Annotated in this window: 22 protein-coding genes; 11 read left to right on the top strand and 11 right to left on the bottom strand. The window is 71.4% G+C overall.

Annotation, left to right across the window (positions count from 1 at the left end):
• Window positions 1–58: 58 nt before the first annotated feature.
• From AB0D28_RS18725 to AB0D28_RS18715, 3 genes are read right to left on the bottom strand one after another with little or no spacing between them, the layout of a single operon-like run.
• Window positions 59–1,357, bottom strand: a complete 1,299-nt coding sequence (locus tag AB0D28_RS18725; RefSeq protein WP_357387281.1) for a nucleotide disphospho-sugar-binding domain-containing protein — start codon at window positions 1,355–1,357, stop codon at window positions 59–61.
• Between the two features lie 58 nt (window positions 1,358–1,415).
• A complete protein-coding gene (gene dmpG / locus AB0D28_RS18720) occupies window positions 1,416–2,432 on the bottom strand; it encodes a 4-hydroxy-2-oxovalerate aldolase (protein ID WP_357387279.1) in 1,017 nt (338 codons plus the stop codon).
• 44 nt (window positions 2,433–2,476) lie between these two features.
• The gene (locus AB0D28_RS18715; protein WP_357387277.1) at window positions 2,477–3,370 is read right to left on the bottom strand and encodes an acetaldehyde dehydrogenase (acetylating); all 894 of its coding nucleotides are present in this window, start codon (window positions 3,368–3,370) and stop codon (window positions 2,477–2,479) included.
• A 264-nt stretch (window positions 3,371–3,634) separates the two neighbouring features.
• On the opposite strand from AB0D28_RS18715, the gene AB0D28_RS18710 reads away from it, so the two are divergent.
• Both AB0D28_RS18710 and AB0D28_RS18705 read left to right on the top strand, forming a co-directional pair.
• A complete protein-coding gene (locus AB0D28_RS18710) occupies window positions 3,635–5,245 on the top strand; it encodes an alpha/beta fold hydrolase (protein ID WP_357387275.1) in 1,611 nt (536 codons plus the stop codon).
• A 302-nt stretch (window positions 5,246–5,547) separates the two neighbouring features.
• Window positions 5,548–6,654, top strand: a complete 1,107-nt coding sequence (locus AB0D28_RS18705) for a Glu/Leu/Phe/Val dehydrogenase (protein WP_357387273.1) — start codon at window positions 5,548–5,550, stop codon at window positions 6,652–6,654.
• A gap of 54 nt (window positions 6,655–6,708) precedes the next feature.
• Here AB0D28_RS18705 and AB0D28_RS18700 read toward each other — a convergent pair whose 3' ends face one another.
• The gene (locus AB0D28_RS18700) at window positions 6,709–7,455 is read right to left on the bottom strand and encodes an SDR family oxidoreductase (RefSeq protein ID WP_357387297.1); all 747 of its coding nucleotides are present in this window, start codon (window positions 7,453–7,455) and stop codon (window positions 6,709–6,711) included.
• A gap of 627 nt (window positions 7,456–8,082) precedes the next feature.
• On the opposite strand from AB0D28_RS18700, the gene AB0D28_RS18695 reads away from it, so the two are divergent.
• A complete protein-coding gene (locus tag AB0D28_RS18695; protein WP_357387271.1) occupies window positions 8,083–9,414 on the top strand; it encodes a condensation domain-containing protein in 1,332 nt (443 codons plus the stop codon).
• A gap of 43 nt (window positions 9,415–9,457) precedes the next feature.
• Here AB0D28_RS18695 and AB0D28_RS18690 read toward each other — a convergent pair whose 3' ends face one another.
• Window positions 9,458–9,955 carry a helix-turn-helix domain-containing protein gene (locus tag AB0D28_RS18690; protein ID WP_357387269.1) on the bottom strand — a complete coding sequence of 166 codons (498 nt, stop codon included), beginning with the start codon at window positions 9,953–9,955 and terminating at the stop codon, window positions 9,458–9,460.
• 74 nt (window positions 9,956–10,029) lie between these two features.
• On the opposite strand from AB0D28_RS18690, the gene AB0D28_RS18685 reads away from it, so the two are divergent.
• The 3 genes from AB0D28_RS18685 to rfbB all read left to right on the top strand — a co-directional run bounded on the left by AB0D28_RS18685 (window position 10,030) and on the right by rfbB (window position 12,630).
• A complete protein-coding gene (locus tag AB0D28_RS18685) occupies window positions 10,030–10,842 on the top strand; it encodes an MBL fold metallo-hydrolase (protein ID WP_357387267.1) in 813 nt (270 codons plus the stop codon).
• A 108-nt stretch (window positions 10,843–10,950) separates the two neighbouring features.
• A complete protein-coding gene (locus tag AB0D28_RS18680) occupies window positions 10,951–11,508 on the top strand; it encodes a dihydrofolate reductase family protein (RefSeq protein ID WP_357387265.1) in 558 nt (185 codons plus the stop codon).
• A 123-nt stretch (window positions 11,509–11,631) separates the two neighbouring features.
• Complete coding sequence (rfbB, locus tag AB0D28_RS18675) at window positions 11,632–12,630, top strand: dTDP-glucose 4,6-dehydratase (RefSeq protein WP_357387295.1); 999 nt, start codon at window positions 11,632–11,634, stop codon at window positions 12,628–12,630.
• 70 nt (window positions 12,631–12,700) lie between these two features.
• Here the strand turns inward: rfbB and AB0D28_RS18670 are convergent, their stop codons facing one another.
• On the bottom strand, window positions 12,701–12,916 hold the full coding sequence (locus tag AB0D28_RS18670; RefSeq protein ID WP_357387263.1) for a hypothetical protein: 216 nt from the start codon (window positions 12,914–12,916) through the stop codon (window positions 12,701–12,703).
• A gap of 130 nt (window positions 12,917–13,046) precedes the next feature.
• Entirely contained in the window at window positions 13,047–13,319 is a 273-nt protein-coding gene (locus AB0D28_RS18665) for a hypothetical protein (protein ID WP_357387261.1), read from the bottom strand.
• A gap of 127 nt (window positions 13,320–13,446) precedes the next feature.
• Between AB0D28_RS18665 and AB0D28_RS18660 the strand changes: the two genes are divergently transcribed.
• Window positions 13,447–15,081 (top strand): Ig-like domain-containing protein, encoded by a 1,635-nt coding sequence (locus tag AB0D28_RS18660; RefSeq protein WP_357387259.1) that lies wholly within the window; start codon window positions 13,447–13,449, stop codon window positions 15,079–15,081.
• Between the two features lie 80 nt (window positions 15,082–15,161).
• Here the strand turns inward: AB0D28_RS18660 and AB0D28_RS18655 are convergent, their stop codons facing one another.
• Window positions 15,162–16,595, bottom strand: coding sequence for an RICIN domain-containing protein (locus AB0D28_RS18655; RefSeq protein WP_357387257.1), 1,434 nt, complete (start codon window positions 16,593–16,595; stop codon window positions 15,162–15,164).
• 541 nt (window positions 16,596–17,136) lie between these two features.
• Between AB0D28_RS18655 and AB0D28_RS18650 the strand changes: the two genes are divergently transcribed.
• From AB0D28_RS18650 to AB0D28_RS18635, 4 genes are all read left to right on the top strand, one after another.
• Window positions 17,137–18,147: a sigma-70 family RNA polymerase sigma factor gene (locus tag AB0D28_RS18650; RefSeq protein WP_357387293.1), complete on the top strand. Its 1,011-nt coding sequence runs from the start codon at window positions 17,137–17,139 to the stop codon at window positions 18,145–18,147.
• A 38-nt stretch (window positions 18,148–18,185) separates the two neighbouring features.
• A complete protein-coding gene (locus AB0D28_RS18645; RefSeq protein ID WP_357387255.1) occupies window positions 18,186–19,034 on the top strand; it encodes a nuclear transport factor 2 family protein in 849 nt (282 codons plus the stop codon).
• 100 nt (window positions 19,035–19,134) lie between these two features.
• A complete protein-coding gene (locus tag AB0D28_RS18640) occupies window positions 19,135–19,347 on the top strand; it encodes a hypothetical protein (RefSeq protein ID WP_357387253.1) in 213 nt (70 codons plus the stop codon).
• 76 nt (window positions 19,348–19,423) lie between these two features.
• On the top strand, window positions 19,424–19,594 hold the full coding sequence (locus AB0D28_RS18635) for a hypothetical protein (protein ID WP_184686617.1): 171 nt from the start codon (window positions 19,424–19,426) through the stop codon (window positions 19,592–19,594).
• 66 nt (window positions 19,595–19,660) lie between these two features.
• Here AB0D28_RS18635 and AB0D28_RS18630 read toward each other — a convergent pair whose 3' ends face one another.
• The 3 genes from AB0D28_RS18630 to AB0D28_RS18620 are packed head-to-tail and all read right to left on the bottom strand — an operon-like array spanning window position 19,661 to window position 23,981.
• Window positions 19,661–21,772 carry an alpha-glucuronidase gene (locus tag AB0D28_RS18630; RefSeq protein ID WP_357387251.1) on the bottom strand — a complete coding sequence of 704 codons (2,112 nt, stop codon included), beginning with the start codon at window positions 21,770–21,772 and terminating at the stop codon, window positions 19,661–19,663.
• Complete coding sequence (locus AB0D28_RS18625; protein ID WP_357387249.1) at window positions 21,769–22,458, bottom strand: hypothetical protein; 690 nt, start codon at window positions 22,456–22,458, stop codon at window positions 21,769–21,771. Before AB0D28_RS18625 ends, AB0D28_RS18630 begins: the two co-directional genes overlap by 4 nt.
• Complete coding sequence (locus tag AB0D28_RS18620) at window positions 22,455–23,981, bottom strand: xylan 1,4-beta-xylosidase (RefSeq protein WP_357387247.1); 1,527 nt, start codon at window positions 23,979–23,981, stop codon at window positions 22,455–22,457. Before AB0D28_RS18620 ends, AB0D28_RS18625 begins: the two co-directional genes overlap by 4 nt.

Here is a 23,981-nt window from a genome sequence, read left to right as displayed (position 1 = left end):
TTGCCGGTCGTCGGGCCGGGGTGCCCGGATGAACTCGACGCCCGGCCCCGGCCGCCCGCTATCCGGCGCGGTGCACGGTGGCGAGCTTCTCCATCTGTGGCACGACGTCGTTGGGCGACGGGACCGCCGCTGTCCGCGCGCGCAGGCGTTCGGCGTTGCGGCCGTAGGACGGGCTGTCCAGCACCCGTCGCAGCTGGTTGTGCAGGGCCTCGGCGGTGAGCCGGCCGGGGTCGCTGACGTAGACACCGGCACCCTGCTCCTCCAGAGCGGTGACGACCGCCAGCGGGCCCCAGAACTTGTCGGCGCCGAACTTGCCCGGCACCAGCAGTTGCGGCACCCCGTAGTAGGTGGCCGCGGCCACCGTGCCGTACCCGCCGTGGTGCACGATGGCCGAGCAGGTCGGCAGCAGCGCGTTCAACGGCACGAAGGGAACCGGTCGGACGTTGCCCGGCAGGGCGGGCAGGGCCGCGCGCTGCTCATCGGTGAGCGTGACAATGACCTCCGCGTCCAGGTCTGCGACCGCGTCCAGCATGTCGCTGACGGACGCGCCGGCATTCAGCTCGCGGAACGACAGGCCGAGCGTGAGGCACACGCGCCGGCGGTCCGGCTCGGCGTACAGCCACTCCGGAACGATCGACGGGCCGTTGAACGGCACCGCGCGCACCATCTGGTAGTCGATGCCCTCCGGCTGCCAGGTCCAGGGCGGCATCGCGTTCACCGACCATTGGCCGGTCACCGATTCCTCGGTGAAGTCCAGGCCGTACCGGGCGAGGATCGGCTCCAGGTGGACCCGCATCGGATCGCGCGCCGGGTCGACAGCCCGCGCCGCAGTCCGCAGCTGCATCAGCGCGTCGGTGCACATCACCAGGCGGGCGTGCGCGGCGCCGCAGGCCCGGGCGGCGACCGGGCCCGCGTAGGCCATCGTCATGCCGTCCCAGAGCACCAGGTCCGGCTTCCAGGCCCGGGCGAAGCGCACCGCGTCGTCGATTACCGAATCCGGGTTGAAGATCGTGAAGTGCCAGTCGGCCAGGGCGGTGAGCTCGCCCAGCGGGTCGTCGGCGGCGTAGTCGGCCTGCACCGACTTGCGCCCGTTCTCGTAGGGCCCGGCGTCCGCGTCCGGGACGGGGAGCGCCTCCTCCTCGGTGGCCTTCTCGGACACCATCGCGGTCAGGTCGATCGGGGTGCCGAGGGACACCGCGGTCAGGCCGGTGTGCGCGACATCCTGGGGGGTCAGCCCGACCGGGTCCGGCTGGGTGGCCATCCGGACCTCGTGCCCGGCGGTGCGCAGGGCCCAGGCGAGCGGTGTCAGCGCGTACAGGTGGGTCTTGCTCGGACAGTTCAGGACCAGGATGCGCACGGAAACTCCCAGGAGTCGAGCGAAGGAACGTCAGGCGGTGCCCGGTGCGGCGGGACTTCTAGGACGTCGGGTCCGGGATGTCGACCCTGCTTCTGCCCAGGGCCGCGGCGACGTCGACGATCAGGTCTTCCTGGCCGGCCACCGCCTGGCGCCGGCCCAGCTCGAAGAAGATGTCACGCGGGTCCAGGTTCTCGCGCCTCGCCGCGTCGAGCACCGGGTTCTTGAAGCCGGAGAACACGCCCGCGAGCCCGCTGACGATGCCCACCGAGTCGATGGTCGGCGGCTTGGGCATGAGTTCCCGCTCGGCCAGGTCCGCCGCGTCGAGAAGGCCGTACAGGTCGACACCCGTCGAGAAGCCGCTCCGTTCGAGGACCGGCACCACCACCTCGAGCTGGGTGTTGCCGGCGCCCGCCCCGAATCCTCTGGCGCACGCGTCGATGATCGTGGCACCGGCGCGCGCCGCGGCCACGGAGTTGGCCACGGCCATCCCGAGGTTGTTGTGCCCGTGGAAGATGATGGGCACGTCGACGGCACCGGCTATGGCGGTGATCCGCTCGCTGACGTCCTCGGGCAGGTAGTGCCCGGCGGAGTCCATGATGCCCACGGCTGACGCGCCGTAGTCCACGAGCCGGCGGCACTCCTCGGCCAGCCGCCCGGGTGCGGCCATGTGGCTCATCACCAGGACGCTCTGCGCCTCCACTCCGGCGTCCCGCAGGAACCCCAGATAGCGCTCCATGGTGTTGCCCTCGGTGCAGTGGGCGCCGACCCGCACCACGTCGACTCCGTGGTTCACCGCTTCCTTGAGGTCGTGCGTGGTGGCCCAGCCGGGCAGCATGAACACGGCCATCTTGCTGTGCGAGAGCTGTTCCCGGACCACGGTGAGCATCTCGGCGTCGGTCAGCGCGGCCCGGCCCACCTGCAGCGACGACGCGCCGAGGCCGTTGCCGTGGCCCACCTCCACGACCGGGATGCGGGCCGCGTCCGCCGCGGCGGCGTACCGCCGGAGCTGGTCTCGACCGAGTTGGTGACGAATCGCGTGCTGACCGTCGCGCAGTGTCGGGTCATGGATGGTCACCGGCCGGATCGTCACGGCGTCTTCCTGCGTACCCTGGTCCATGTTCAGCTCACTGTCCTCTTCTGGGCGACCGGACGGCCCGCTGCGTACTGTTCGGCGACGTAGATGGCGGCGGAGTTGATGATGTCGAGGTTCCCCGCGTGGTGCGGGATCAGATCTCCCGAGGCGCTCACCTCGATCGCGATGAACGCCCGGCCGTCGACGACGCTGCACGCGGCGATGTCGAAGCCCGCGGCGAAGGTCCGGACCTCTTCCGCCGCCGCTGTCACGTGCTTGCGGATCACGTCCAGATCGAAGTCGTCGCCGGTCATGGAGATCGCCACCCGGAAGGTGGGAGGCGGCTCGGCGGGGCTGAGGTTCAGCAGGACCTTGACATCGGGCACTCCGGTGAAGGCACGGATGGCGGCCTGCGTCGTCTCGACGTACTCGTCGAGGTTCAGCCGGCTCGCCCGCCCCACACTCTGGCTGGCCGCGGTCGTCACCACCTCGATGTAGTCGGGTGAGTACCGCTGGGTGAGCGCGTGCAGGATCGGGATCGCCGTCTGGCCGCCGCAGCTGATCAAACTGACGTTGCGGTGCACAAGGGCGTCCGTCCCGTTCACCGTCGGCGCGATCATGTGGCCGATCCGGCTCGGCGTCAGATCGACGACCAGCGCACCGAGGCCCTCCAGGTACTCCCAGTGCTCGGCGTGGGAGGCGGCGTTGCTGGCGTCGAACACGACGTCGAACTTCACCGGGGCAGACGCCAGCGACCTGACCCCGCCGCCGGTCGTCCGGTAGCCAAGTTCGGCTGCGGTGCGCAATCCGCGATTCTGACTGTCGCGCGCCACCACCAATTGGCAGTCAAGGAATTTGGAACGCTTGATCTTTGTCAAGAGATCGAGCCCAATGAGCCCCGCTCCGAGGATGGCAACGTTCAACCGGCTGCCCTTATTCATAGCCCGATCTTCCCCTCAGAATTGCCCCGAACCATGGCCGGTCCCGTCGTTGCGGCCGGCGCGATTGTGGCGCACGCTCTCGTTCAGCATGCCGTGAGCGGGACGACGAAACTTCTCCACGAGTGCGTCATCAGCCGGCCGGTGCCGGATTCCGGCGAGCGTCGGTGGCGCACTGCGCACAATGGAACGTTGCCCCTGGTGTGCGACGTCGACAAGCATCACAAATGTTGACGCTGCCGCACTCACACCCAGGGAGGGCGCGTGATGAGCACGACGATCGGCCGCCGGACGAGGCACTTCGTTGCCGCCGCCATGGTCGGCGTTCTGATGACCGGCGCCGGAGCGACCGCGTCCGCGGCCGCCACGACCCGGATCGCATGGGGTGCCTGCGCGGACCCGGATCTGGCCGCCGCCGGTGCGCGGTGCGGATTCCTCACCGTTCCGCTCGACTACGCCCGTCCGCGCGGCGCCACGATCCAGCTCGCGGTGTCGCGGATCCCGCACACCACGCCGGATTCGCAGTACCAGGGCGTGATGCTGACCAACCCCGGCGGCCCCGGCGGATCCGGGCTGGGCCTGGCGGCACTGGGCCAGGCGGTCCCGGACGGCGCCGGCGACGCCTACGACTGGATCGGCCTCGACCCGCGCGGCGTGGGCTCCAGCGTGCCGGCGATCTCCTGCCGGCCGGACTACTTCGCGGCGCCGCGGCCGCCGTACGTGCCCGGTACTCCGGCAGTGGAGCGCGCCTGGCTCTCGCGCACGCGTGGATATGCCCGCGCCTGCGCCGAGGAGAACGGGCCGCTACTGCGGCACATGACGACGCTGGACTCCGCGCGTGACCTGGAGAGCCTGCGGATCGCACTGGGCGCACGCCAGATCAACTACCTCGGATACTCGTACGGCACCTACCTCGGCCAGGTCTACGCCAGCGTCTACCCGGCGCGCGTACGGCGGATGGTGCTGGACAGCACCGTGGACCCGCGCACCGTCTGGTACCGGAACAACCTGGACCAGTCCGTCGCCTTCGAACGAAACATCAGGATCTGGTTCGGCTGGCTCGCCCGGTACGACAGCGTCTACCACCTCGGCAGCACGGCGGCGGCGGTCGAGAAGCTCTTCTACCAGAAACTCCACGAACTCGACCGGCAGCCGGCCGGCGGCGTCGTCGGCGGCGCCGAGTGGAGTGACATCTTCGTGCACGCCGGATACAACCAGTACTTCTGGACCCAGCTCGCCGGCGTGTTCGCCGGGTGGGTGCACGACCAGGACGCCGACACGCTGATCGGCTGGTACCAGATCGTCGACGGGCCGGGTGACGACAACGGCTACGCCGCCTACAACGCGGTGTCGTGCACCGACGCGCCATGGCCCCGGAACTGGGCCACCTGGCAGCGCGACCTGAGCTCCACCTTCCGGACGGCGCGGTTCCTCACCTGGCTCAACGGGTGGTACAACGCGCCCTGCCTGTCCTGGCCCGCACCGGCGGGCCGGGCGGTGGACATCGACGGGCGGCGCGTCGCGAGCGTCCTGCTCGTCAACGAGACGCTGGACGCGGCGACGCCGTTCGGGGGGAGTCTCGAGGTGCGCAGGCGGTTCCCGCACTCCCGCCTGCTCGCCGTACCGGGTGGCACCAGCCACGCCAGCGGCTTCTTCGTCGGCAACGAGTGCGTGAACGGCGTGGTCGCCACCTACCTGGCGACCGGCGCGTTGCCCGCACGTCAGCGGGGCAACGGCCCGGATGCGACCTGCGCACCGCTCCCGCAGCCGGTACCCGGCCCGGCGGCCACCGCGCAGGCGTCCGGAATCGGCGCCGCCAGGTCCCCGTTGGGCCCCGCGTCGGTCCTCGGGACACCATCGGCGCGCCGGGCTCGCTGACACCCCCGGCCGGTCTTCGCCTCACCCGGCCACTGCGAATGCCAGTGGCCGGGTGAGGCGGCAGCCGCCCGTCCGATGTGCCGAGACGGCAGCGCCGTCGCCATCAGGACCGGCACTCCGATCAGCGGTCACCCTCGTGGCCGGACGGCAATTTCACCGTTGAGCACGCCGCAACGCCGCGGTGAGACTCGACACGACGGATGCCCATCTATTCGGGAGGTCACATCCATGCGCGAGTCATTCTGGTATTCGCCACCGGGCGCGGGCGAGACGGTTCCCACCGGGACGCCGGGGAGGCCGTGATGCGGGAGACCGCAGCCTGGCCGGCCGACGATCTCGGCCCCGCGGCCGTGCACTTCTTCGAGTTGACGGCTGGTGCCACGGGCATCGTCGTGCTCGACAATCTTGTGCTCGGCCCGGCCATCGGCGGGGTGCGCATGACCCCGACGGTCACCGTGGGCGAGGTGGCCCGGCTCGCCCGCGCCATGACGATCAAGAATGCGGTGGCCGGACTGCCACACGGCGGAGGGAAGTCGGGCATCCGGATCAACGGGCCGCTCGACCCCGCGGCGCGGCAGTCCGTGCTCCGCTCCTTCGCGCGCGCGATCCGTCACGTCGTCGACTACATCCCCGGGCCCGACGTGGGGACCGACGAGACGGCGATGGCGTGGATCCGCGACGAGATCGGCCGCTCGGTCGGGCTGCCCAGCGCGCTGGGCGGCATCCCGCTCAACGAGGTCGGCGCCACCGGCTACGGCGTGGCGAAGTGCGCGGAGGCCCTGCAGGCCGCGAACCGGCTCGAGCTGGCGGGCGCCCGGGTGGCAGTCCAGGGCTTCGGCGCCGTCGGGCGAGTCGCCGCCCTCGAGCTGGCCCGCCTCGGCGCTCGCGTCGTCGCGGTGTCCGACATCACCGGCGCCGTCTACGACCAGGACGGCCTGGACATCGAGGCGCTCGCGGCCTTCCAGCGCACCGGCCCGATCGCGGACTGCCACGACGTGAAACCCATGGAGCGCGACCAGTTGCTCACCGTCGAGTGCGACATCCTGATCCCCGCCGCCCAGGGCGACGCCGTGCACATGGGCAACGTCAATGACGTGCGGGCGAGGACGATCCTGCAGGGCGCGAACCTGCCGGTCACACCGGAGGCGGAGGCTGTCCTCGCCCGGCGCGGTGTGCTCAGCGTGCCCGACGTGATCGTCAACGCGGGGGGTGTGATCTGCGCGGCCGCCGAGCACCGGGGCCGTACCCGGGCGGAGGCGTTCACCCAGATCGCGGAGCGGATCACGGCCAACACGCTCGAACTGCTGGATCGGGTCGCGGCCCGTCCCGGTCTGTTGCCCGCCGAGGCCGCGGTCGAGATGGCGCAGACACGGTTGGACGTCGCGCGCGCCTACCAGCGGACGTTCTGATGGTCGAGCCGGTCCGGACGACATCGGCCGCCCGGACCGGACCGCCACCGCTGCTCAGGTCCGCAGGTAGGAGGCGCCGTTCAGGTCGAGTACGGCACCGCTGGCCCACTCGGCCTTCTCCGAGGCCAGATAGAACACGGCCGCGGCGATCTCGTCCGGCTCGCCGACCCGGCCGAACGGGCTCTGGGCCCTGATCGCGTCGCCACCGGGTGCCTCGAGGTACTCCTTGGCCATCGGGGTCCGCACGAATCCGGGCGCCACCGTCGCGACCGAGATCCGGTACGGCGCGAGGGCGAGCGCGAGCGACTGGCCGAAGGAGTTCAGGCCGGCCTTGCTGGCACCGTAGGCCGGCGCCTCGGGTTCGCCGCGGAACGCGCCCCGCGACGAGACGTTGACGATCCGCCCGCCGCGCTCCTTCAGGTGCTGGACCGCGCACCACGTCACGTTGGCCGCGCCGATCAGGTTGGGCCCCAGGGTGGACTGCCAGTGCTGCTGCCAGACCTCGTAGCTCACCTCGGTGATGGGGTGCAGGGTGAAGACGCCGGCGTTGTTCACCAGGACGTCGAGCCCGCCCAGACGCTCGGCGGCGGAGTCGACAGCGGTCCGCACAGCGGCGCTGTCCATGAGGTCGGCCTGGAGGGCGACGTGCCCGGTGCCGTCCAGCTCGCCCAGGAGCTCGTCGGCGACGCCGGCCGCCTTGTCGAGAAGTGCCACCCGGTCACCCGCCGCCGCGAATCGCTTCGCGATGGCCCATCCCATGCCGCTCGCCGCCCCCGTGACGAGGACGGCGCGGCCCGCCACCGGGCTCGCGTCCCCGTGGGCTCGGCGGGACTGCGGGCCGGACGGATCGCCTTCGTCCGCGACTACGGGCGTCGCGGCGCCTTCCTCGGGCGTGCCGTGCGCTTCGCTCATGGTCGGGCCCCTTCCTGGTGGGTTCAGCGGTCTCCTGATCGTTGCCAGGCGGTCAGCCGGCAGCACCCGCGAAAGTGCGACGACGGATATCGCCGGTACCCGTGCCGCCGGGACCGGGGCACCGGGTTCGGCCGTACCGACCCACGGGACGATCCGCGGGCCGGCTCCGACGCGCCGACCAGTGCGACGGCGCCGACGGCGGGTAGCCGTCGGCGCCGTCTCCCGGGCGAGGGCGATCGACGGCATGGGTGGCCGTCGGCATCGTCACCCGGAGGTGGCTGGGCTGTGGGGCGCGGGCTGCCCGGTGGGCAAGAGGGCGGCCGCGGTGGCAGGGCCCACGATCCGGCAGGCCGGGAGTACGGGGCATCTCCGGCCGTGCTCGCACGCCAGACAGCGGCGGGCAACTACGAAGGTGCCCGCCGCCGGCGTCCTGACTAGCGTGGCCGGAGGAGTGTCGCAGAGGAATACGTCGATCTATGACTCCTGGGGGCTGCCATGAACCAATCGGAGATCCTCGTGGAACCCGCGGCCCGCTATCCGCTGAGTTCCCGGCAGCGGGACCCGGGCGGTCTGGCACGCGCACCGCAACATGTCATCGCCCTGGCTCTCCGGATCAAGGGAGAACTGCGCGTCGATGCCCTCAGAGCCGCCCTCGACGAGGTCGTGGAACGGCAGGAGTCCCTGCGTACGCGGGTTCATTACGACGAGACGGACGGCAACCTCGGGTTCCAGGAGGTGCTGCCGCCGTTGCCGGTCCCGCTCACCGTCCGCGACATCGCCGTGGAACCCGGCCGCTCGCGCGACGACGTGGCGGTCGATCTGCTCACCGATCTGAGCCAACAGACGATGTCGTTCTCGGTCAAGCCGTCGTTGCGGGCCTCCCTGCACCGGTTCGACGACCGCGACGCGGTGCTCACCATCCAGACCCACCACCTCTTCTGTGACGGCTGGTCGACCGACATCCTCCGGCGTGAGATCGCGGCCTGCTACACGGCCCGGGTGACGGGCGTGCCGCACACGCTTCCGACGCCGGTCCCGTACCGGGAGTTCGCCCTTCAGGAACAGGAGTTCCTGCGCGGCGGGAAGGCGGCGGCCGCGCGCCGCTTCTGGTCGGACAAGCTGGCGGGTGCCGAGATGCTGACCATGCCGGCCGACCGGCCGCACGGTCCCGACACGCTGCAGCCGCAGATGGCGATCGGGAACTTCACGATCGACCCGGGCAGCTTCGCGAAGGTCGCGGCGAGTGCCGCCCAGAATCGTTGCAGCGTCTGGCACGTTTTCCTGGCGGCGTTCATGGTGCTCGCGGAGCGAGTCACCGGCCGGTCCGACATCACCCTGTTCACGTCGAGCAGTGGCCGGCCGAGCCCGGATTTCTACGACACCATCGGTTTCTTCGTCAACCCGGTTCCCCTTCGTCTGGAGTTCGGCGGCTGCGAGACCTTCCTGGACCTCATGCTGCTCGCGCGGAAGGGCGGCGCCGAGGCACGGCGGCACCCGTTTCCGTTCCCGACGATCGTCGAGATGACGCCCGGCCTGATGAACGGTGCCGCGGATCCGCGGGCCCTCATGCCCATCCTCAACTACATCAACTCACCGGTGGCGCAGGACGACACCGGGTTCGCGGCCAGCGTCGAACCGGTGGTCATGCCGGAGGAACGGACGACGTCCTTTCTCCGTGGCGGGTTCGTCTGGACCTTCCTCGTGGCTCCCCCCGGCGAACTGCGGTGTTGCGTCGAGTACGAGCCCGGTGCGGTCGACGCGGGCACGATCGATCGCTGGGGCTCGGACTTCATCGACCTGATCCTGACGATCGCCGACCAGCCGGATCAGCCCTGGCGCAAGCCGTAGCGGATGCGGCGCGGCCGCCCGGCCGTCGTGCGACGCCCGGTGGTCAACCGGCGTCCGCGGCGGCCAGGTAGGCCGCGCTCAGTCGCTCGTGGAGGCTCGGCGATCGCGGTGGTGCGCCGGTGCCGAGATGCGAGTGGCGGAGTTCGTCCATGAACTCCTGCCAGAGCCCGGGGCCGCCGTTTTCGAGCATTTCGGCGGGGGCGCGCAGCGCGGAGTCCGTGGGCCGGTGCCGGAGCCCCCAGCTGCCGAGCCGCGCGAACACCGGTACGAGCCGGATGGCGGGTTCGGTCAGGCTGTAGCGCGCCCGCTGGCCCGGTCGAGTGTCCTCCCGGGTGAGCAGTCCCGACTCGACGAGCCGCTTCAGCCGGTCGGCGAGGATGTTCGTGGCGATGCCCTCGATCGAGTTGGCCTGCAGCTCCCGGAAGTAGCGGCGGTCCCCAAAGACGATGTCGCGGAGGACGAGCAGGCTCCAGCGATCGCCGAACACCTCGACGGCGGCGTTGATCGGACACTCCGACCGCGGCTCGTGCGTGTCGCCCATAGTGCTTGCAAACTACCACCGCCGGTATTAGCGTCCCGACCGGCGATAGCAGAATCACGAACGAAGGGGGCCCCGTGCTGAGGCAGGTCGCGGAGGGTGTGCTGATCCACGAGAGCGAGTTCCTCGAGTGCAACGCCGTCGTCGTGCAAGGCCGGTCCGGCGTGTTGCTCATCGACCCCGGTGTGACGGGTGACGAGATGGCCTGCCTTGCCAACGACCTGTCCGAGCTGGGTCAGAGCGTCGTGGCGGGTTTCTCGACGCACCCGCACTGGGATCATCTGCTGTGGCATGAGAGCTTCGGCGAGGCACCTCGGTACGGCACCGCGGGCTGCGCGGCCACCGTCCGGGCCAAGTTGCCGGACGCGGACGCGAGGCAACGCGTCGAGGGGATGCTCCCGCCGGAGGTCGTCGGCAAGGTGCCGCTGGACCTGCTCGGCCGCATCACCGGCCTCCCGGAGGGGACGAGCCGGATTCCCTGGGACGGTCCCGAGGTCCGGATCATCGAGCATCGGGCGCACGCGCCCGGCCATGCGTCGTTGCTGATCAAGGAGCGTCGGGTGCTGGTGGCCGGCGACGTGCTCTCCGATGTCCTGATTCCGATGCTCGACCTGAACGGCGCCGAGGAGCCGGTCGACGACTACCTGACCGCGCTGCGGCTGCTCGAGGAGGTGGCGGACGACGTCGATGTCGTTGTTCCGGGCCACGGGTCGGTCGCCGAGGCCGATCAGGTCCGCGCGCGGATCGAGTGCGACCGGGCGTATGTGCTCGCTCTGCCCGAGGGCGACATCGCCGACGATCCGCGGGTCGGTCCATCGGCCAAGCCCGGCTGGGAGTGGGTGAGCGACATGCATGCCGGGCAGGCCCAGCGCCTCGCCCAGCGCGTGTAGCGATGTCGGCGGCGTCGGCCGGACCGGCCGACGCCGCCGGCTGATCGCGTCGCTGTCGACCCGGACGGTGGCGGTAGCCGAAGAGGTGTCGGTGCCCGGAGGAGACGCATGGCGAAGCTCATCTACTCGATGGTCACCTCGCTCGACGGCTACGTCGAGGCGGCTGAGGGCAGCCTCGGCACCGGGGCCGAGGACCCGGAGGTGCACACCTTCGTCAACGACCTCTTCCGCCCCGTCGGCACGTACCTCTACGGCCGTCGCATCTACGAGACGATGGTCTACTGGGAGACCGCGCACACCAAGCCCGGCCAGCCACCGCACATACTCCAGTACGCCAGCGACTGGCAGGCGGCGGAGAAGATCGTGTACTCCACGACGCTGCGGTCGGTGTCCAGCGCGAAGACCAGGATCGAGCGGTCCTTCGACCCGGACGCGGTGCGCAGGCTCAAGGCCCAGGCCGACCGGGACCTCACCATCGACGGCCCGAACCTCGCGGCCCAGGCGATCGCGGCCGGCCTGGTGGACGAATACCACCTGTTCATCACCACGACTGTGGTCGGGGGCGGAAAGCGGTTCTTCCCCGAGGGTCTACGCCTTGACCTCGAACTGGTCGAGGAGCGTTCCTTCGCCACCGGCCTCATCTACGCGCGCTACCGGACGCGCTGAGCCGCCCCACAGCCGAGGGGGCCGCCCGCGCCCGTGCCGCGCTTCTTCCGGAATGCGGTGTCATCGCCTTCGGTGAATCGGTCGAGACCCTGGCGGCCGATAGAGTGACGACTCATGACGAGAATGCTGGTCACCGGGGGCGCGGGGTTCATCGGGTCGAACTTCGTCCACCACACCCTGCGGCACCACCCCGAGTACCGGATCCGTGTCCTTGACGCCCTGACCTACGCGGGCAACCGCGCGAGCCTCGGCCCGGTCGAGGACCGGGTGGAGTTCGTGCACGGCGACATCTGCGACGCCGAGCTGGTGGACACCCTGGTCGCCGGCTCCGACGTGGTCGTCCACTTCGCCGCCGAGTCACACGTCGACAACTCGTTACGCGATCCGGAGCCGTTCGTCCGGACCAACCTGATCGGCACGTTCACCCTGCTGGAGGCCGTACGCCGGCACGACGTCCGGATCCACCACGTCTCCACCGACGAGGTGTTCGGTGATCTTCCGCTGGACGGGCCCGCGAAGTTCACCGAGCGGACCGCGTACGACCCGTCGAGCCCCTACTCCGCCACCAAGGCGGGATCGGACCTGCTGGTGCGCGCGTGGGTCCGGTCCTATGGCGTGGCGGCGACGCTCTCCAACTGCGCCAACAACTACGGGCCGTTCCAGCACGTGGAGAAGTTCATCCCCCGGCAGGTCACCAACGTGCTGATCGGTGAGCGCCCGAAGCTGTACGGGACCGGCGTCAACGTCCGCGAGTGGACGCACGTCGACGACCACAACGAGGCGGTCCACCTGATCCTGCGGCACGGCCGGCTCGGCGAGACCTACCTCATCGGCTCCGGCGACGAACGCAGCAACCGCGAGATCGTCGAGCTGATCCTCACCCTGATGGACCGGCCGGCCGACGCGTACGATCTGGTGCCCGACCGCCCGGGGCACGATCTGCGCTACGCCAACGACTCCACGAAGCTGCGCACCGAGCTGGGATGGCGGCCGCGGTTCGGTTCGTTCCGCGACGGGCTCGCGGCCACCATCGACTGGTACCGCGCCAACGAATGGTGGTGGAAGCCGCGGAAGCAGACCGTCGAGGAGGGCTACCGCGCCGCCGGTGAGACAGCGGGCTGAGGTCACGCCCGGGCGGATGCCGCACCCGCCGCGCCCCGGTAGCCGGCGCCGTCACGGGCGCGCCGTGTGTTCAGCGGCGTCGCCGGCCGAGTCCGGGCGATCCGCCGCGCCACGTACGCGTGTCCCGGTCGGGCCCGAACTCGATGTCGTCGGTCGGCGGCCTGTCCTCCAGCTCCGCCATCGCGATCTCCACACGATCGGCGCGCATCCGTGCGTCGCGCCGGTCGCGCCGGTCCTCGATGTCGTCGCTCGGCCGTCGGGGGCGTTCGTGTCGATGCGGGCTCATAGCCGGTGACGATCGCATCCCGGCGCACCGTCTTCAAGAGACGAACGGCCGCGTCCGGCCGCTGCGCGGCGATAGCACCATCGCTCCGCATCGCCGCCCGTACCCGCTGGGCAGTGCCCTCAGTCGTTGATCAATCTGTGGTACGGCGCTGCTCCAGCCCGATCGCCACGAGGGCCGCGCTGCCTTCCGAGTCCGCATACAGGACCGGCCGTTCCTCGCCACCGTCACCGCAGAAGAAGTACGTGCCCCCGGCGCCGTCACCCGCGAGGCCTTCGAGTGCCACGCCTGATGCGAGGTGGACGTCCTCGACGTGGTCTCTCCGGTCGAGGTCGAAGTCGCCCGGCCAGGCCAGGAAGCTGGCGGCCTCCTCGTGTTCGACGATTGCCGCAATCAGCGATCGCATGTGCCGCACCTTATCCGCCGGTCCCGGCGACCGCACGCTCACAGGCGGCAGCGGGCGGCACGGTATTGACAGATCGTGTCCCGACCGCTGAGGCTGCATGAAGAGATGTATGTCGATACATGGGGGCATGATGCGACGGAGGATCCTCGCGCTGGCCGCAGCCGCAGCTGTTGTCGTCGGCGGGACCATGACGATGGTGCTGCGGCCGGCCTACGCCGCGCCCGTGTGCACGGTCGACTACACAATCACCCGTGAGTGGTCCACCGGCTTCTGGGCCGAGCTCACCCTCACCAATCTGGGCTCTCCCGTCACCGACTGGTGGCTGCGGTTCCGGCAGGCCAGCGGTCAGACGATCACCATGGGCCTCGACCGGCTGCCGGAGGGATACACGCTGGGCAGCGGCGAGATGTACCCGGTAACCATGCTCCGCCCCCCGGCGGGGTCCACGCTGCCGACCGGCGCCTCGGTGACGGTGCGGTTCGGCGGCAACTACCGGGGTGCCGATCCCGAGCCGACCGACTGGATGTTGAGCGGCCAGCCGTGCGACGCGGACGTCGCCGGCCCGACCGGCTCGTCGTCGCCGGCAGCCTCCGGGAGCCCGCGGCCCAGCCCTCTGCCGGGCGGGCCGTCGGTGGCGCTCACCTCGCCCCTGCCCAACGACTTCTTCGCCGCGCCGGGCGTCATCCCGATCCGGGCGGAGGCCACTGCGGCGGCCGGCCGGCGGATCGAGCGGGTCGAGTTCCGGGAGCGCGGCACGTTGCTCGCCGTGGACACCACCGCGCCGTACGCGTTCGACTGGCGCGGCGTGCCGCCCAACAGCGGTACCCGCGTCACCGCCACCGCCTTCGACAGCGGCGGCGCCCAGGCCACCGCCGAGGTCCGCGGCATCCGGGTGCTCCCGCCGCGGGCACCCGGTGCCGCGTCCGCGCTGAAGGCATTCGGCAACCGCATCCTCACCGTCACCGCCGACCCGAGGCCGTACCGGCCGCGTGGAATCATCCGGTCGGCCCTGCCCGGCGAGTGCGCCTGGGGACCGGTTCGCTGGGACGGCCCGGTCGACGACGCGTCAGTGGGCGCGCTGCGGGCCCGCGGCGTCAACGCGGTGCGGGTCGTGCTGAGCGACGCCTGCTACGTCTACACCGGCAGCCCTGCCGACAGGCAGAACCGCGTCGGGTACCTCGACGAGGCGGCCCGGTACGTCGACCGGCTCATCCGGGCCGGCATCACACCCATCGTGTCCCTGCGCCAGAGCGACACTCTCGCCGCCCGTACTTTCTGGAGCGCGGCGGCGGAGGTGTTCGGTGACGACAACGCGGTGGTCCTCGACATCTCGCCGTACGACTTCCCGGCGGCCGGCGGCGCCGATCCCGCGACGGTCTGGGCCTGCTGGCGCGACGGCGGCCCCGCGTGCTCGGGCACCGGCCTGCCGCCCTTCGGCGTACAGGAGCAGATTCGCCTGCTTCGCGTCCAGGGCTCGTTCAACCTGGTCCTCGCCGCCGGGGTCGACGGCGGTAACGACCTGCGCCGGTGGCTGGAATACCGCCCGGCCGACCCGGACGGCCGCAGCGTGGCCGCCGCCTGGCGCGTCGACGACCGTTCGGCCTGCGCCACGCCCGCCTGCTGGCGGTCGACCCTGCTCCCGGTCGCCGCCCAGGTACCGCTGATCGCCACCGACGTCAGCGCCGGCCCGGCGGCGCCGACGTTCGTGCCGCGGACGGTCGCCTGGCTGGATCAGCACGGCATCGGCCACCTGCGCCGGTGACCGGGGGAGGGTGAGCCACACCGGCAGCAACGGGCCCGCTCGACCCGGCCCGTTGCTGCCGGCAGCGGCCGTAGGGCCGGTCAGACGCTCGTACGCGACCACTGCTGGTTGGCACCGGTGTTGCACGCGTACTGCTTGAGGACCACACCGTCCGCCGTCGACGCGGCCGGTACGTCCACGCACTTGCCGCTGTGCCGTGCCCGGAGCTGGAAGTAGCTGCCGGCTGCGACCATCTGGAACTGCTGGTTGGTGCCGCTGCCACAGGTGTACTGGATCAGCTCGGCGCCGTCGGCTGTGGACGCGCTCACCACGTCGAGGCACTTCCCGCTGTTGCGGCTGACCAGGCGCCAGTAGCCGCTGCCGGCGTCCTGGAACTGCCACTGCTGCCACGCGTTGCCGTTGTACGTGTACTGGCCGACGCGCGAGCCGTTCTCGGTGTTCGGTGCCTGGACGTCCATGGCCTTTCCGCTGTGACGCACGACGACCCGGTAGAACGTGTCCGTCGACGGCGGCGGCGTCGTGGGGCCGCCGCCGACGGTGTCGCCCCAGCCGTAGCGGACCTGGTCGGCGCCGGAGGTGTTGCGGACGGTCAGATGGAGGTCGGTGCCGCCGCCGCTGAGCGAGTACATCGAGTACCAGTCGTAGCCGATCGTGCCGGGCTTGCCGCCGAGCGCGGGCCAGTAGGTGCCGCCCATCCGGTTGTCGCGCATGACCTGGGCCATGGCGCGGATGTAACGCACGAAGTTGTCGGTGCTGTTCGCGTCGGCGTAGTTGCGGCCGTCGCTCATGGGCGCGCCGAACTCGGTGGCGACGGCCCGGTCGGCGCAGCTGCCGAGGCGGGTCTGGATGTGGCTCCGGAAGGCGTCGTAGGTCATCGCGCCGTAGAAGAAGGCGTAGTAGTGGAACGAGAGCAACGTCGAGTTGAAGCGGGTGTCGTTGCAGATGTCCCGCAGGTCCTGGCTGAAGCCGGTGCCCCCGATCAGCACCCGGCTGGGCGCCGCCGAGTAGTGGTAGCTGAGCCAGTTGGCCGCGACGTTGCGCCACTCCGTCGAGCTGTAACCGTGGGGTTCGTTCATCGGCTCGAAGTAGACGTTGGGGTTCGAGCCGTACGTGTTCGTCACAGTGGACCACATCGTGTTCCACGCGGAGAGGTTCGTGATCCTGCCGCCGGAGGCGGCGCCGTCCTCCCAGTAGGCCAGGATGACCTTGAACCCGCGGGCGGTGGCGGCGTCGATGGCGCCCCGGTAGGCGTCCCACCAGGCCGTCCCCACCGTGTGGGTGTTGACGGGCAGCCGGACGGTGTTGACCCCCATGGTGGAAGCCATGTCGTCGTAGAGGGCGTTGGCCTTGGCCCGCACCGTGGCGTTGCTGTCGGAGGAGCTCAGACCCTGCACGACGAGGGGACCGGTGCTGAAGTTGTCGCCCAACACGGCCCAGTTCATGCCCCGGAACTGGTTGGTGGCGGCGATGGCCGGCGACGACATGACGGCGACGCCGCCGACCATCGCCGTCATCGCGGCCACCGGCACGATCAGCAGCCGGCGTAACGACCGGGTGCGCCGCGGTTGTCCCGTTGCATGGCGCCTCGACGACGTGATCCGTGTCAGGAAGTGGTCGGTCACGTGATCCAGCCTCTCTGGGTTCGAGCTCAGGCTGCCGGAGCCGCTGCTGCCCGCCGTGGTGCGGCAGCCATGAGGTCCTCCGGGAACGCCGGCATTGTTAGCGCTAACACCGTTGCGTCCCCAGCAACCCGGGCTTCTTGGTCTTTGGCGGTGGTTGACGTGCCGCGCGAGCAACTCCGGCGGGTCACGCCGAGGCGGCACCATGCTTCTGATTGTTAAGTGCGCGTTGCGGACAAGTGTTGGCGACCGCGTCTGGGGTGTCAAGGAATCGACGAATATCGTTCTCTCTCGTGATTCGGCCCCACCGGCCGCCACCGGGGTGGGGCGTGGGGAGCGCCGTGTTCGATCGGTGCCCGGCAGTAGATTGAGACGGGTGAGCCAGGGCGAACCATCCACGGAAACCGGTCCGTCGGGCGGCGACGCGACGGCGAGGATGCTGGCGGCGGCGCGTGCGGGCGACGGCGCGGCCTTCAGTCGTCTGGTCGCACCCCTGCGGGACGAGCTCCGTGCGCACTGCTACCGGATGCTCGGTTCCTTCCACGACGCGGAGGACGCGGTCCAGGACACCATGGACCGGGCGTGGCGGGCTGTCAGCCGGTTCGAGGGGCATTCGATCCGGCCATGGCTCTACCGGATCGCCACCAACCGCGCGCTTTCGCTCCTCCACTCGCGCGGGCGGCGCGAACTGCCCACCGACTTCACCGCCCAGGGCGTGTCCCGGGCCGAGGTGAGCTGGCTCGAACCGTATCCGGACCGCATCGCGGCCCCGCCCGTTCGACCGGATCCGGAGGCCCACGTGATCGCGAGGGAGACCATGGAACTCGCGTTCGTCGCCGCGTTGCAGCATCTGCCACCGCGACAACGTGCCGTCCTACTGCTGCGAGACGTTCTCGGTTACTCCGCCGAGGAGACCGCCGGGATGCTGGTCTCCACGGTCGCCGCGGTCAACAGCGCGACGCAGCGGGCCCGCCGGATCGTCGCCGGGCTGACGCCGTCCGGCAGTCAGCAGCGGATCCTCGCCGAGTTGGGCGACGCGGGGCAGCGGGAGGTGGCCAGGCGGTACGCCGCGGCGTGGGAATCCGGGGACGTCGAGACGATCGTGGCGATGCTGACGCGGGACGCGCGGTACTCGATGCCGCCGCTGACCGTCTGGTACGAGGGTCATGAGCAGCTCCGCGGTTTCCTGTCCGAGGTCACCGGTGGGCGAAGGTGGCGGTTCCTGCCGACGAGCGCCAACGGGCAGCTCGCTTTCGGGACGTACCTGTGGAACGACACGGCAGCCGCCTACCTGCCGGCGGGGCTGGACCTGCTCGTGCTGCGGGGCCGCCGGGTGGCTGAGGTCGTCTCGTTCCTCGACGCGCGCCTGCCCGCCTTCGACCTACCGGAGCGGCTGCCGGAAAGTTCGCGCGGACGCGATGAGTTCGCGGTTCGGCCGGGGTTGTAGTCCTGACGGGTGCACCAGCCACGAAGGGCAGAGCGGACATGCCGAGCAACGAAGAACAGATCCGGGCCGTGGTCGAGCGCTGGGCCGCCGCGGTTCATGACGGGAACCTCGCCGGCGTCCTGGCCGACCATGCCGAGGACATGGTGATGTTCGACGTGCCGCCGCCGTACGAGGGCGTGCGCGGGCTGGACGCCTACCGGGAGATCTGGCCGCCGTTCTTCGGGTGGCAGGCGCAGGGCGCGTCGTTCGAGGTCGAGTCGCTGGACGTCGTCGCAGGCGAGGACGTGGCCTTCGCGTACGCGCTCGTGCGCTGCGGCACGGCGGCTGACTTCGCCGCACGTCCGGCGAACCGCCTGCGGCTGACGTTCGGTCTGCGGAGGCGGGAGGGCCGGTGGGTCGTCACCCACGAACACCACTCCTTCCCGCTCGCCGATGCCGTCGAGGCGGCCTCGGACGCGGCCGCCGCCGAGGCGGAGGTACGCGGGCTCCACCAGCGCTGGTTCGAGGGCACCGCGGCCAAGGACCTCGATGCCCTGATGGATGCGGTCGCCGACGACGTGGTCTCGTACGAGCACGACCAGCCGCTGCGATACGTCGGCGTGGACGCGGTCCGCGAGGTCTGCGCGGCGGGCCTGGCGGCGTCAGGTGACGGAGCGGTCGCCTGGGACGTGCCCGACCTGACGATCGTGGTCGACGGCGACCTCGCCGTCGCGTGGGGCCTCAACCGCGTCTCGGTGCGCCCGGGCGGCGGTCTGCCGATCGAGAGCTGGTCGCGGGGCACCCGGGTCTTCCAGCGGCGCGACGGGGCCTGGCTGATGACCCACCAGCACCTCTCCTACCCGTACGACCCCTCGACCGGGACGGCGCGGACGGATCTGCGTCCGTAGCGGCGCCGTGTCCGCCGACGGGTTCCGCCCGCGGTGACTCGGCAACGACCGGGGCGACGGCGCCCGCGGGCCGTGGCGACGGCATGATCCAATGAAGCGCATGACTCTCCAGCGCATTGCCGCCGGCCTCCTGTTGCTGATCGGGCTGCTGGCGATGGCGGCCACCCGCACCTTCCCGTTCCTCGACGATCTCTCCGAACCGGCCGAGACGGCGGTCGCGATCGGCGGCGCGGCGTGCCTGCTGGCGGGGGTGTGGCTGTGGTTGCGCAAGCCGGCGGACCGCTCCTCGGTCGGCGACGGTGAGACCCCGTGACCGCGCGTGGACCGCGGGGGCAAAGGGCTGGTGTGCTCGGCGGGCGGTATCGGCTGAGGCGTCGGATACTGGGCCGATGACCAACCCCGACCTCGATCCCGAGCTCTACCCGCCGATCGACCCGCGTGAGGACGTACCGGACGACCCCGGCGAACTCCTCCCGGACACGCCGGGCGAGCTGCCCGAGGCCCCGGTCGAGCCGATGCCCGACGACGGGGAGCCCGGGGGCGTACCGGAACCGGCCTGACCGGCCGGTGCCGGGACATCCAGAAGATCGAGGACGGCACCGGGCACCCCTGGTGAGCGCGCCGGCTCAGTGGATGCGGCGACCGTGCGCGTCCGGCACGCCGGACTTACGGAAGAAGTAGGTGTTGATCTGGTCCCGCCACTCGACGGCGCTGCGGTACTGCTCGTCGAGGCGCTCGGCCACCCGCTCGTGGACGGCGGGGCCGACCGCCCCGGCGAGGAGCCGCCACCGCTCCCGCATCGACGCCACCTCCTCGACCCCGGCGAAGTGCGTGTCGTAGATGTGCTGGATGACGGTACTGCCGCTGTGCAGCACGTGCCGGTACGGGACGTGATGGAAGAACAACAGCAGTTCGTCCGGGCAGCGCTCGCGTGACTCGTACACCTCCGACCACGGCGGCGGGTACTGGCCGGTGAAGCCGGTCCCGGTCGCCCGGGTCCGGTCCACCCCGACGCCGTCGCGGTCGGCGAAGTGGTAGGTGCCCCACTGGGTGTACTCGTAGCCGTCCACGTCCGGGCCGTAGTGGTGGCCGGGCCGCACCATGAAGCCGACGCCGAGCGGGGCGGTGTAGCGCTCGTAGGTACGCCAGGAATCGTCCATGATCGCGTGCGTCGTCCGCCGCACCAGATCCGGATCGCCCGTGGTGACCGGCAGCCAGGTCAGGTCGATCCACTCGTCGAGGATCGCGGCGGGATCCAGCAGCGGGTCCCAGGCGAGCCGGCCGAAGGCGTACAGGTTCGCCTGGGCCAGCGGGTGCCCGGTCCAGAACGGGTCGTCGCCCACGTTGGCCACGGCGACCAGGCCGCCACCGGTGCCCGCCCGGCCGGCCGCCACGTCGGCGATCGTGCCGCCGGCCGCGCCCCGGGGCCGGAACCGCAGCACCTCGCTCCACCAGGGCGCGAGGTAGCAGACGTGCCGCTGCTGGCCGGTGTACTCCTGTGTCGCCTGCACCTCCACCGCCAGCCGGGTGGACGGCATCGCGGCGAGCACCGGGGACACCGGCTCGCGTGGCTGGAAGTCGATCGGGCCGAACTTCACCTGGACGATCACATTGTCGGCGAACCGTCCGTCAAGCGGCGCGAAGTGGTCGTGTGCGGCCCGGGCCCGGTCGGTCGACCGGTCCCGCCAGTCCTGGTGGTGGTCGTAGACGAACGCCCGCCAGCGCACCACGCCGCCGTGCGGGGCGAGCGCCTCGGCGAGCAGGTTCGCGCCGTCGGCGTGGTCGCGCCCGTACGCGAACGGGCCGGGCCGGCCCTCGGAGTCGGCCTTCACCAGATAGCCGCCGAAGTCGGGGATCCGCCGGTAGACCCGCCGGGTGGCGGCGGCCCACCAGGCCCGTACCCGCTCGTCCAGCGGATCGGCGGTGGGCAGGCCGCCGAGGACCACCGGGGCGGCGAAGGTCACCGCCAGATGCACCCGGATGCCGTACGGGCGGAGCACCTCGGCGATCTCCGCGACGTCGCCGAGCCGGTCGGTCAGCAGTAGAGCCTCGGTGTCGTGCACGTTGACGTTGTTCACGGTGATCGCGTTGACGCCGCAGGCGGCGAGCAGGCGTGCGTAGTCGCGCAGCCGGGCGGGCTCGCGCCGGGCGGCGCCGTCGCGCCAGAACAGGGAACCACCGGCGTAGCCCCGCTCGACCTGCCCCGACACCGGGTGTACGGCCACGTTGTCCCAGTGGTCGAGCATCCGCCGGTCCAGTGCCGGCCGGTGCCGCCGCGCCGGAAGGTCGCGGTGGAAGGCCGCCGCGCCGAGCCGGAGGACGTGGAACATCCCGTACAACAGGCCGGCCGGCGCGTCGGCCAGGACCACTGTCACGCCGCTCACCCGTGCCAGCAGGTACCCCTCGTCGCCGAGGGAGCCGTCGCCGGTGCCGTTCACCGCCGGTGTCGCATCGAGCCGGGCCGTCTCCGCCGCCGCGTTCGGCACCGGGCCGGCCCCGCGCAGGGCCAGCACCAGGTCCGCGTCGACAGGCCACGGTGGACCGTGCCAGAGCCGCCCGCCGTACCGGGCGCAGGCCCGGCTCACCTCGTCGATGACGGTGTCGACCAGGGGCCCGTCGCCGTGCACCAGCACCGGCCGGGAGCCGAGTTCGCGGAACGCCGCGGGCGGTAGCCAGGCGGCGTGCCAGGCCGACTCGCCGCTGTCGGCCGACGCGCGGCCGGCGACCGGGACGCTCACGCGGTGAACTCCGCCCGGATGTCATCGATCATGGGGTCGCCGATCCGCAGCAGGGCCAGCACCAGGAGCGCGGCGAACAGGGCCAGCACCGCCTCGGAGAACACCGCGGTGACGCCGGCGGCGGCGGCCAGCAGCGCGACGTTGCCGACCGTCACGCCGGGCCTGCGCGCCAGGTAGTAGACGGCGAGCCGCAGCACGTCGCGGGTGCGGAAGGCGAACAGGGAGACGATCACCAGCGCGTTGACCCCGACCAGGATCACCCCCGCGCCGACCACCACAAGCGGCACGGCCCACCAGCCGGGGACGGCGGCGGCGGGCAGGTTCGCCAGGTTGACAGCGATGACTGCGAGCCACAGCAGCGTCGGCGCCCAGACGCGCAGCACGCCCGCCAGGTTGGCCCGGTAGGCCCTGCGGAACGCGGCGGCGGGACGGAGGTCGGTCAGGTCGGGGCGCTGGTGCCGCAGCGTGTGCAGCGCGGCCGAGACCGCCGGACCGAGCGGCAGCGCGGCGGCGGCGACCAGCGGGAGGTTGCTGCTGTCGCGGTCGAGCAGCACGAGCACAGCGAGGCCGGGCAGCATGCTCGCCAGGAGCAGCAGCTCGACCACGAGCAGGGTGTGGACCGTCGCGGCGGCCCGCGACAACGGCCCGTCGCCGAACTCCCGCAGCCCGCCGGTCGCGCGGCTCACGCCTGCTCCCCGGGCGGGTCGAGCAACCGGTCGTCGTCCCACCACGGCGGGGTCTCGTCCACCACCGGCGTCAGTTCGGCGAGGGTCACCTCGTGCCGGGCGAGGACGAGGTCGAGGTCGGCCCGCCCGGCCGCGACCGGCAGGGCGCGATGGGTACGGGCCGGCTCGGCCGCCTCGCGCAACGCGTCGAGCTGCCGGGGCCGGGGCGAGTGCGGGCCGCCCATCTCCCGCCAGGCGGCCCAGGCGTTGCCGGCGTCCTCGCTCACCGACGAGCGGAGCAGGAACGCCGACGTGGTGCCCGGCGGGCCGACCGGGACCGACAGCGACAGGGTGTGCCGCTCGGGCGCCGGCTCCCGGCCGGTGACGTCGACAGGGGCCCAGGCCAGCGCCGCGACCCGGCCGTCGGGGTGCCGGGTGACGAGGTGGTCCGGGCCGCGCGCGAGCACCTCGTCGCCGAGCCGGGCCATGAACGCGTACAGGTGGTAGGTGGGTTTCTTGATCTGCCGGTGGGTGAGCAGTCCGAAGCCGCCGTGCAGCGGCGCGGTGGGCACCCCCTCCTCCTCGAACACGTCGCTGAAGGTCCAGTAGGAGAAGGAGTCGACCAGGTCCCCGCCGCCGGCCAGCACCGGCGCGAGGTAGGCGGCGTGGAAGGCCGTGTCGTGGATCGGGTTGTCCGGCCGATACGAGGAGTTGAACTCGGTGATGTGCACCGGACGGTCGGCCAGCGCGGTGCCGGCCAGGTGCCGGCGGGGTGCGGCGAACTGTTCCAGCAGGTCCGCGGCGGGTGCCAGGGTCTGCCGGGTGCCGAACGGCAGGTGCCGCGCCGGGCCGGAGGTGTAGGCGTGCCGGCTGACGAAGTCGACTGGCACGTCGCGGTCGGTGACGAACTCGGCGAACGGCTTGAGCCACTCGTCGGCGCCGGGGGAGAGGGCCGGGCCGCCGACCAGCAGCGCCGCGTCGACGTCCTTGACGGCGTGCGCCGACACCTCGTACAGGCGGTGGTAGGCGTCCTGGTCGGCGCCCTGCCAGAACGCCGTCAGGTTGGGCTCGTTCCACACCTCGATGGGCCAGCCGCGTACCTCGTCGAGGCCGTACCGGTCGACCAGGTGGGCCACCGTGGCGCGGACCAGGTCACCCCATTCGGTGTACGACCGGGGCGGCGTCACGTTGCCCCGCCACCAGAACACCGTCTGGTCGCCGGAGGCGAGCGCCGAGGGCATGAACCCCAGCTCCACGAAGGGCCGGATGCCCATGGCGAGGTAGGCGTCGACGACCTGGTCGACGTAGGTGAAGGCGTGCCGTACCCGGCGCTCGCCCTGGTAGGTGTAGGGGCGGTGCACGCCGACGCCGTCGCTGAGCAGCCCGTGCCCGCGGATGTGCCGGAAGCCGATGTCCCGCTGCACCAGCGCCAGCGAGTCCTGGTAGTCGCGTCGCAGGGCCAGGTCGAACCGGCCGGTGCCGACGCAGGTACGCCAGGCGTCGGTCAACCGGCCGGTGGGCCGCTCGGGAACGGTTTCGCGCAT

The sequence above is a fragment of the Micromonospora sp. NPDC048169 genome, assembly GCF_040652815.1.
In the GTDB taxonomy this organism is placed as follows: Bacteria; Actinomycetota; Actinomycetes; order Mycobacteriales; family Micromonosporaceae; genus Micromonospora.
Note: the sequence above shows the minus strand (reverse complement) of the source record. Positions and strands in the feature narration are given on the sequence as shown.

Coding starts and splice junctions, on each gene's coding strand:
- AB0D28_RS18710 (WP_357387275.1), top strand. CDS start 3,635: ATGAGCACGACGATCGGCCGCCGGACGAGGCACTTCGTTGCCGCCGCC.
- AB0D28_RS18690 (WP_357387269.1), bottom strand. CDS start 9,955: ATGGGCGACACGCACGAGCCGCGGTCGGAGTGTCCGATCAACGCCGCC.
- AB0D28_RS18640 (WP_357387253.1), top strand. CDS start 19,135: ATGACTCTCCAGCGCATTGCCGCCGGCCTCCTGTTGCTGATCGGGCTG.
- AB0D28_RS18620 (WP_357387247.1), bottom strand. CDS start 23,981: ATGCGCGAAACCGTTCCCGAGCGGCCCACCGGCCGGTTGACCGACGCC.
- AB0D28_RS18670 (WP_357387263.1), bottom strand. CDS start 12,916: ATGAGCCCGCATCGACACGAACGCCCCCGACGGCCGAGCGACGACATC.
- rfbB (WP_357387295.1), top strand. CDS start 11,632: ATGCTGGTCACCGGGGGCGCGGGGTTCATCGGGTCGAACTTCGTCCAC.
- AB0D28_RS18635 (WP_184686617.1), top strand. CDS start 19,424: ATGACCAACCCCGACCTCGATCCCGAGCTCTACCCGCCGATCGACCCG.
- AB0D28_RS18660 (WP_357387259.1), top strand. CDS start 13,447: ATGATGCGACGGAGGATCCTCGCGCTGGCCGCAGCCGCAGCTGTTGTC.
- AB0D28_RS18715 (WP_357387277.1), bottom strand. CDS start 3,370: ATGAATAAGGGCAGCCGGTTGAACGTTGCCATCCTCGGAGCGGGGCTC.
- AB0D28_RS18665 (WP_357387261.1), bottom strand. CDS start 13,319: ATGCGATCGCTGATTGCGGCAATCGTCGAACACGAGGAGGCCGCCAGC.
- AB0D28_RS18645 (WP_357387255.1), top strand. CDS start 18,186: ATGCCGAGCAACGAAGAACAGATCCGGGCCGTGGTCGAGCGCTGGGCC.
- AB0D28_RS18680 (WP_357387265.1), top strand. CDS start 10,951: ATGGCGAAGCTCATCTACTCGATGGTCACCTCGCTCGACGGCTACGTC.
- AB0D28_RS18655 (WP_357387257.1), bottom strand. CDS start 16,595: ATGACGGCGATGGTCGGCGGCGTCGCCGTCATGTCGTCGCCGGCCATC.
- AB0D28_RS18650 (WP_357387293.1), top strand. CDS start 17,137: ATGCTGGCGGCGGCGCGTGCGGGCGACGGCGCGGCCTTCAGTCGTCTG.
- AB0D28_RS18705 (WP_357387273.1), top strand. CDS start 5,548: ATGCGGGAGACCGCAGCCTGGCCGGCCGACGATCTCGGCCCCGCGGCC.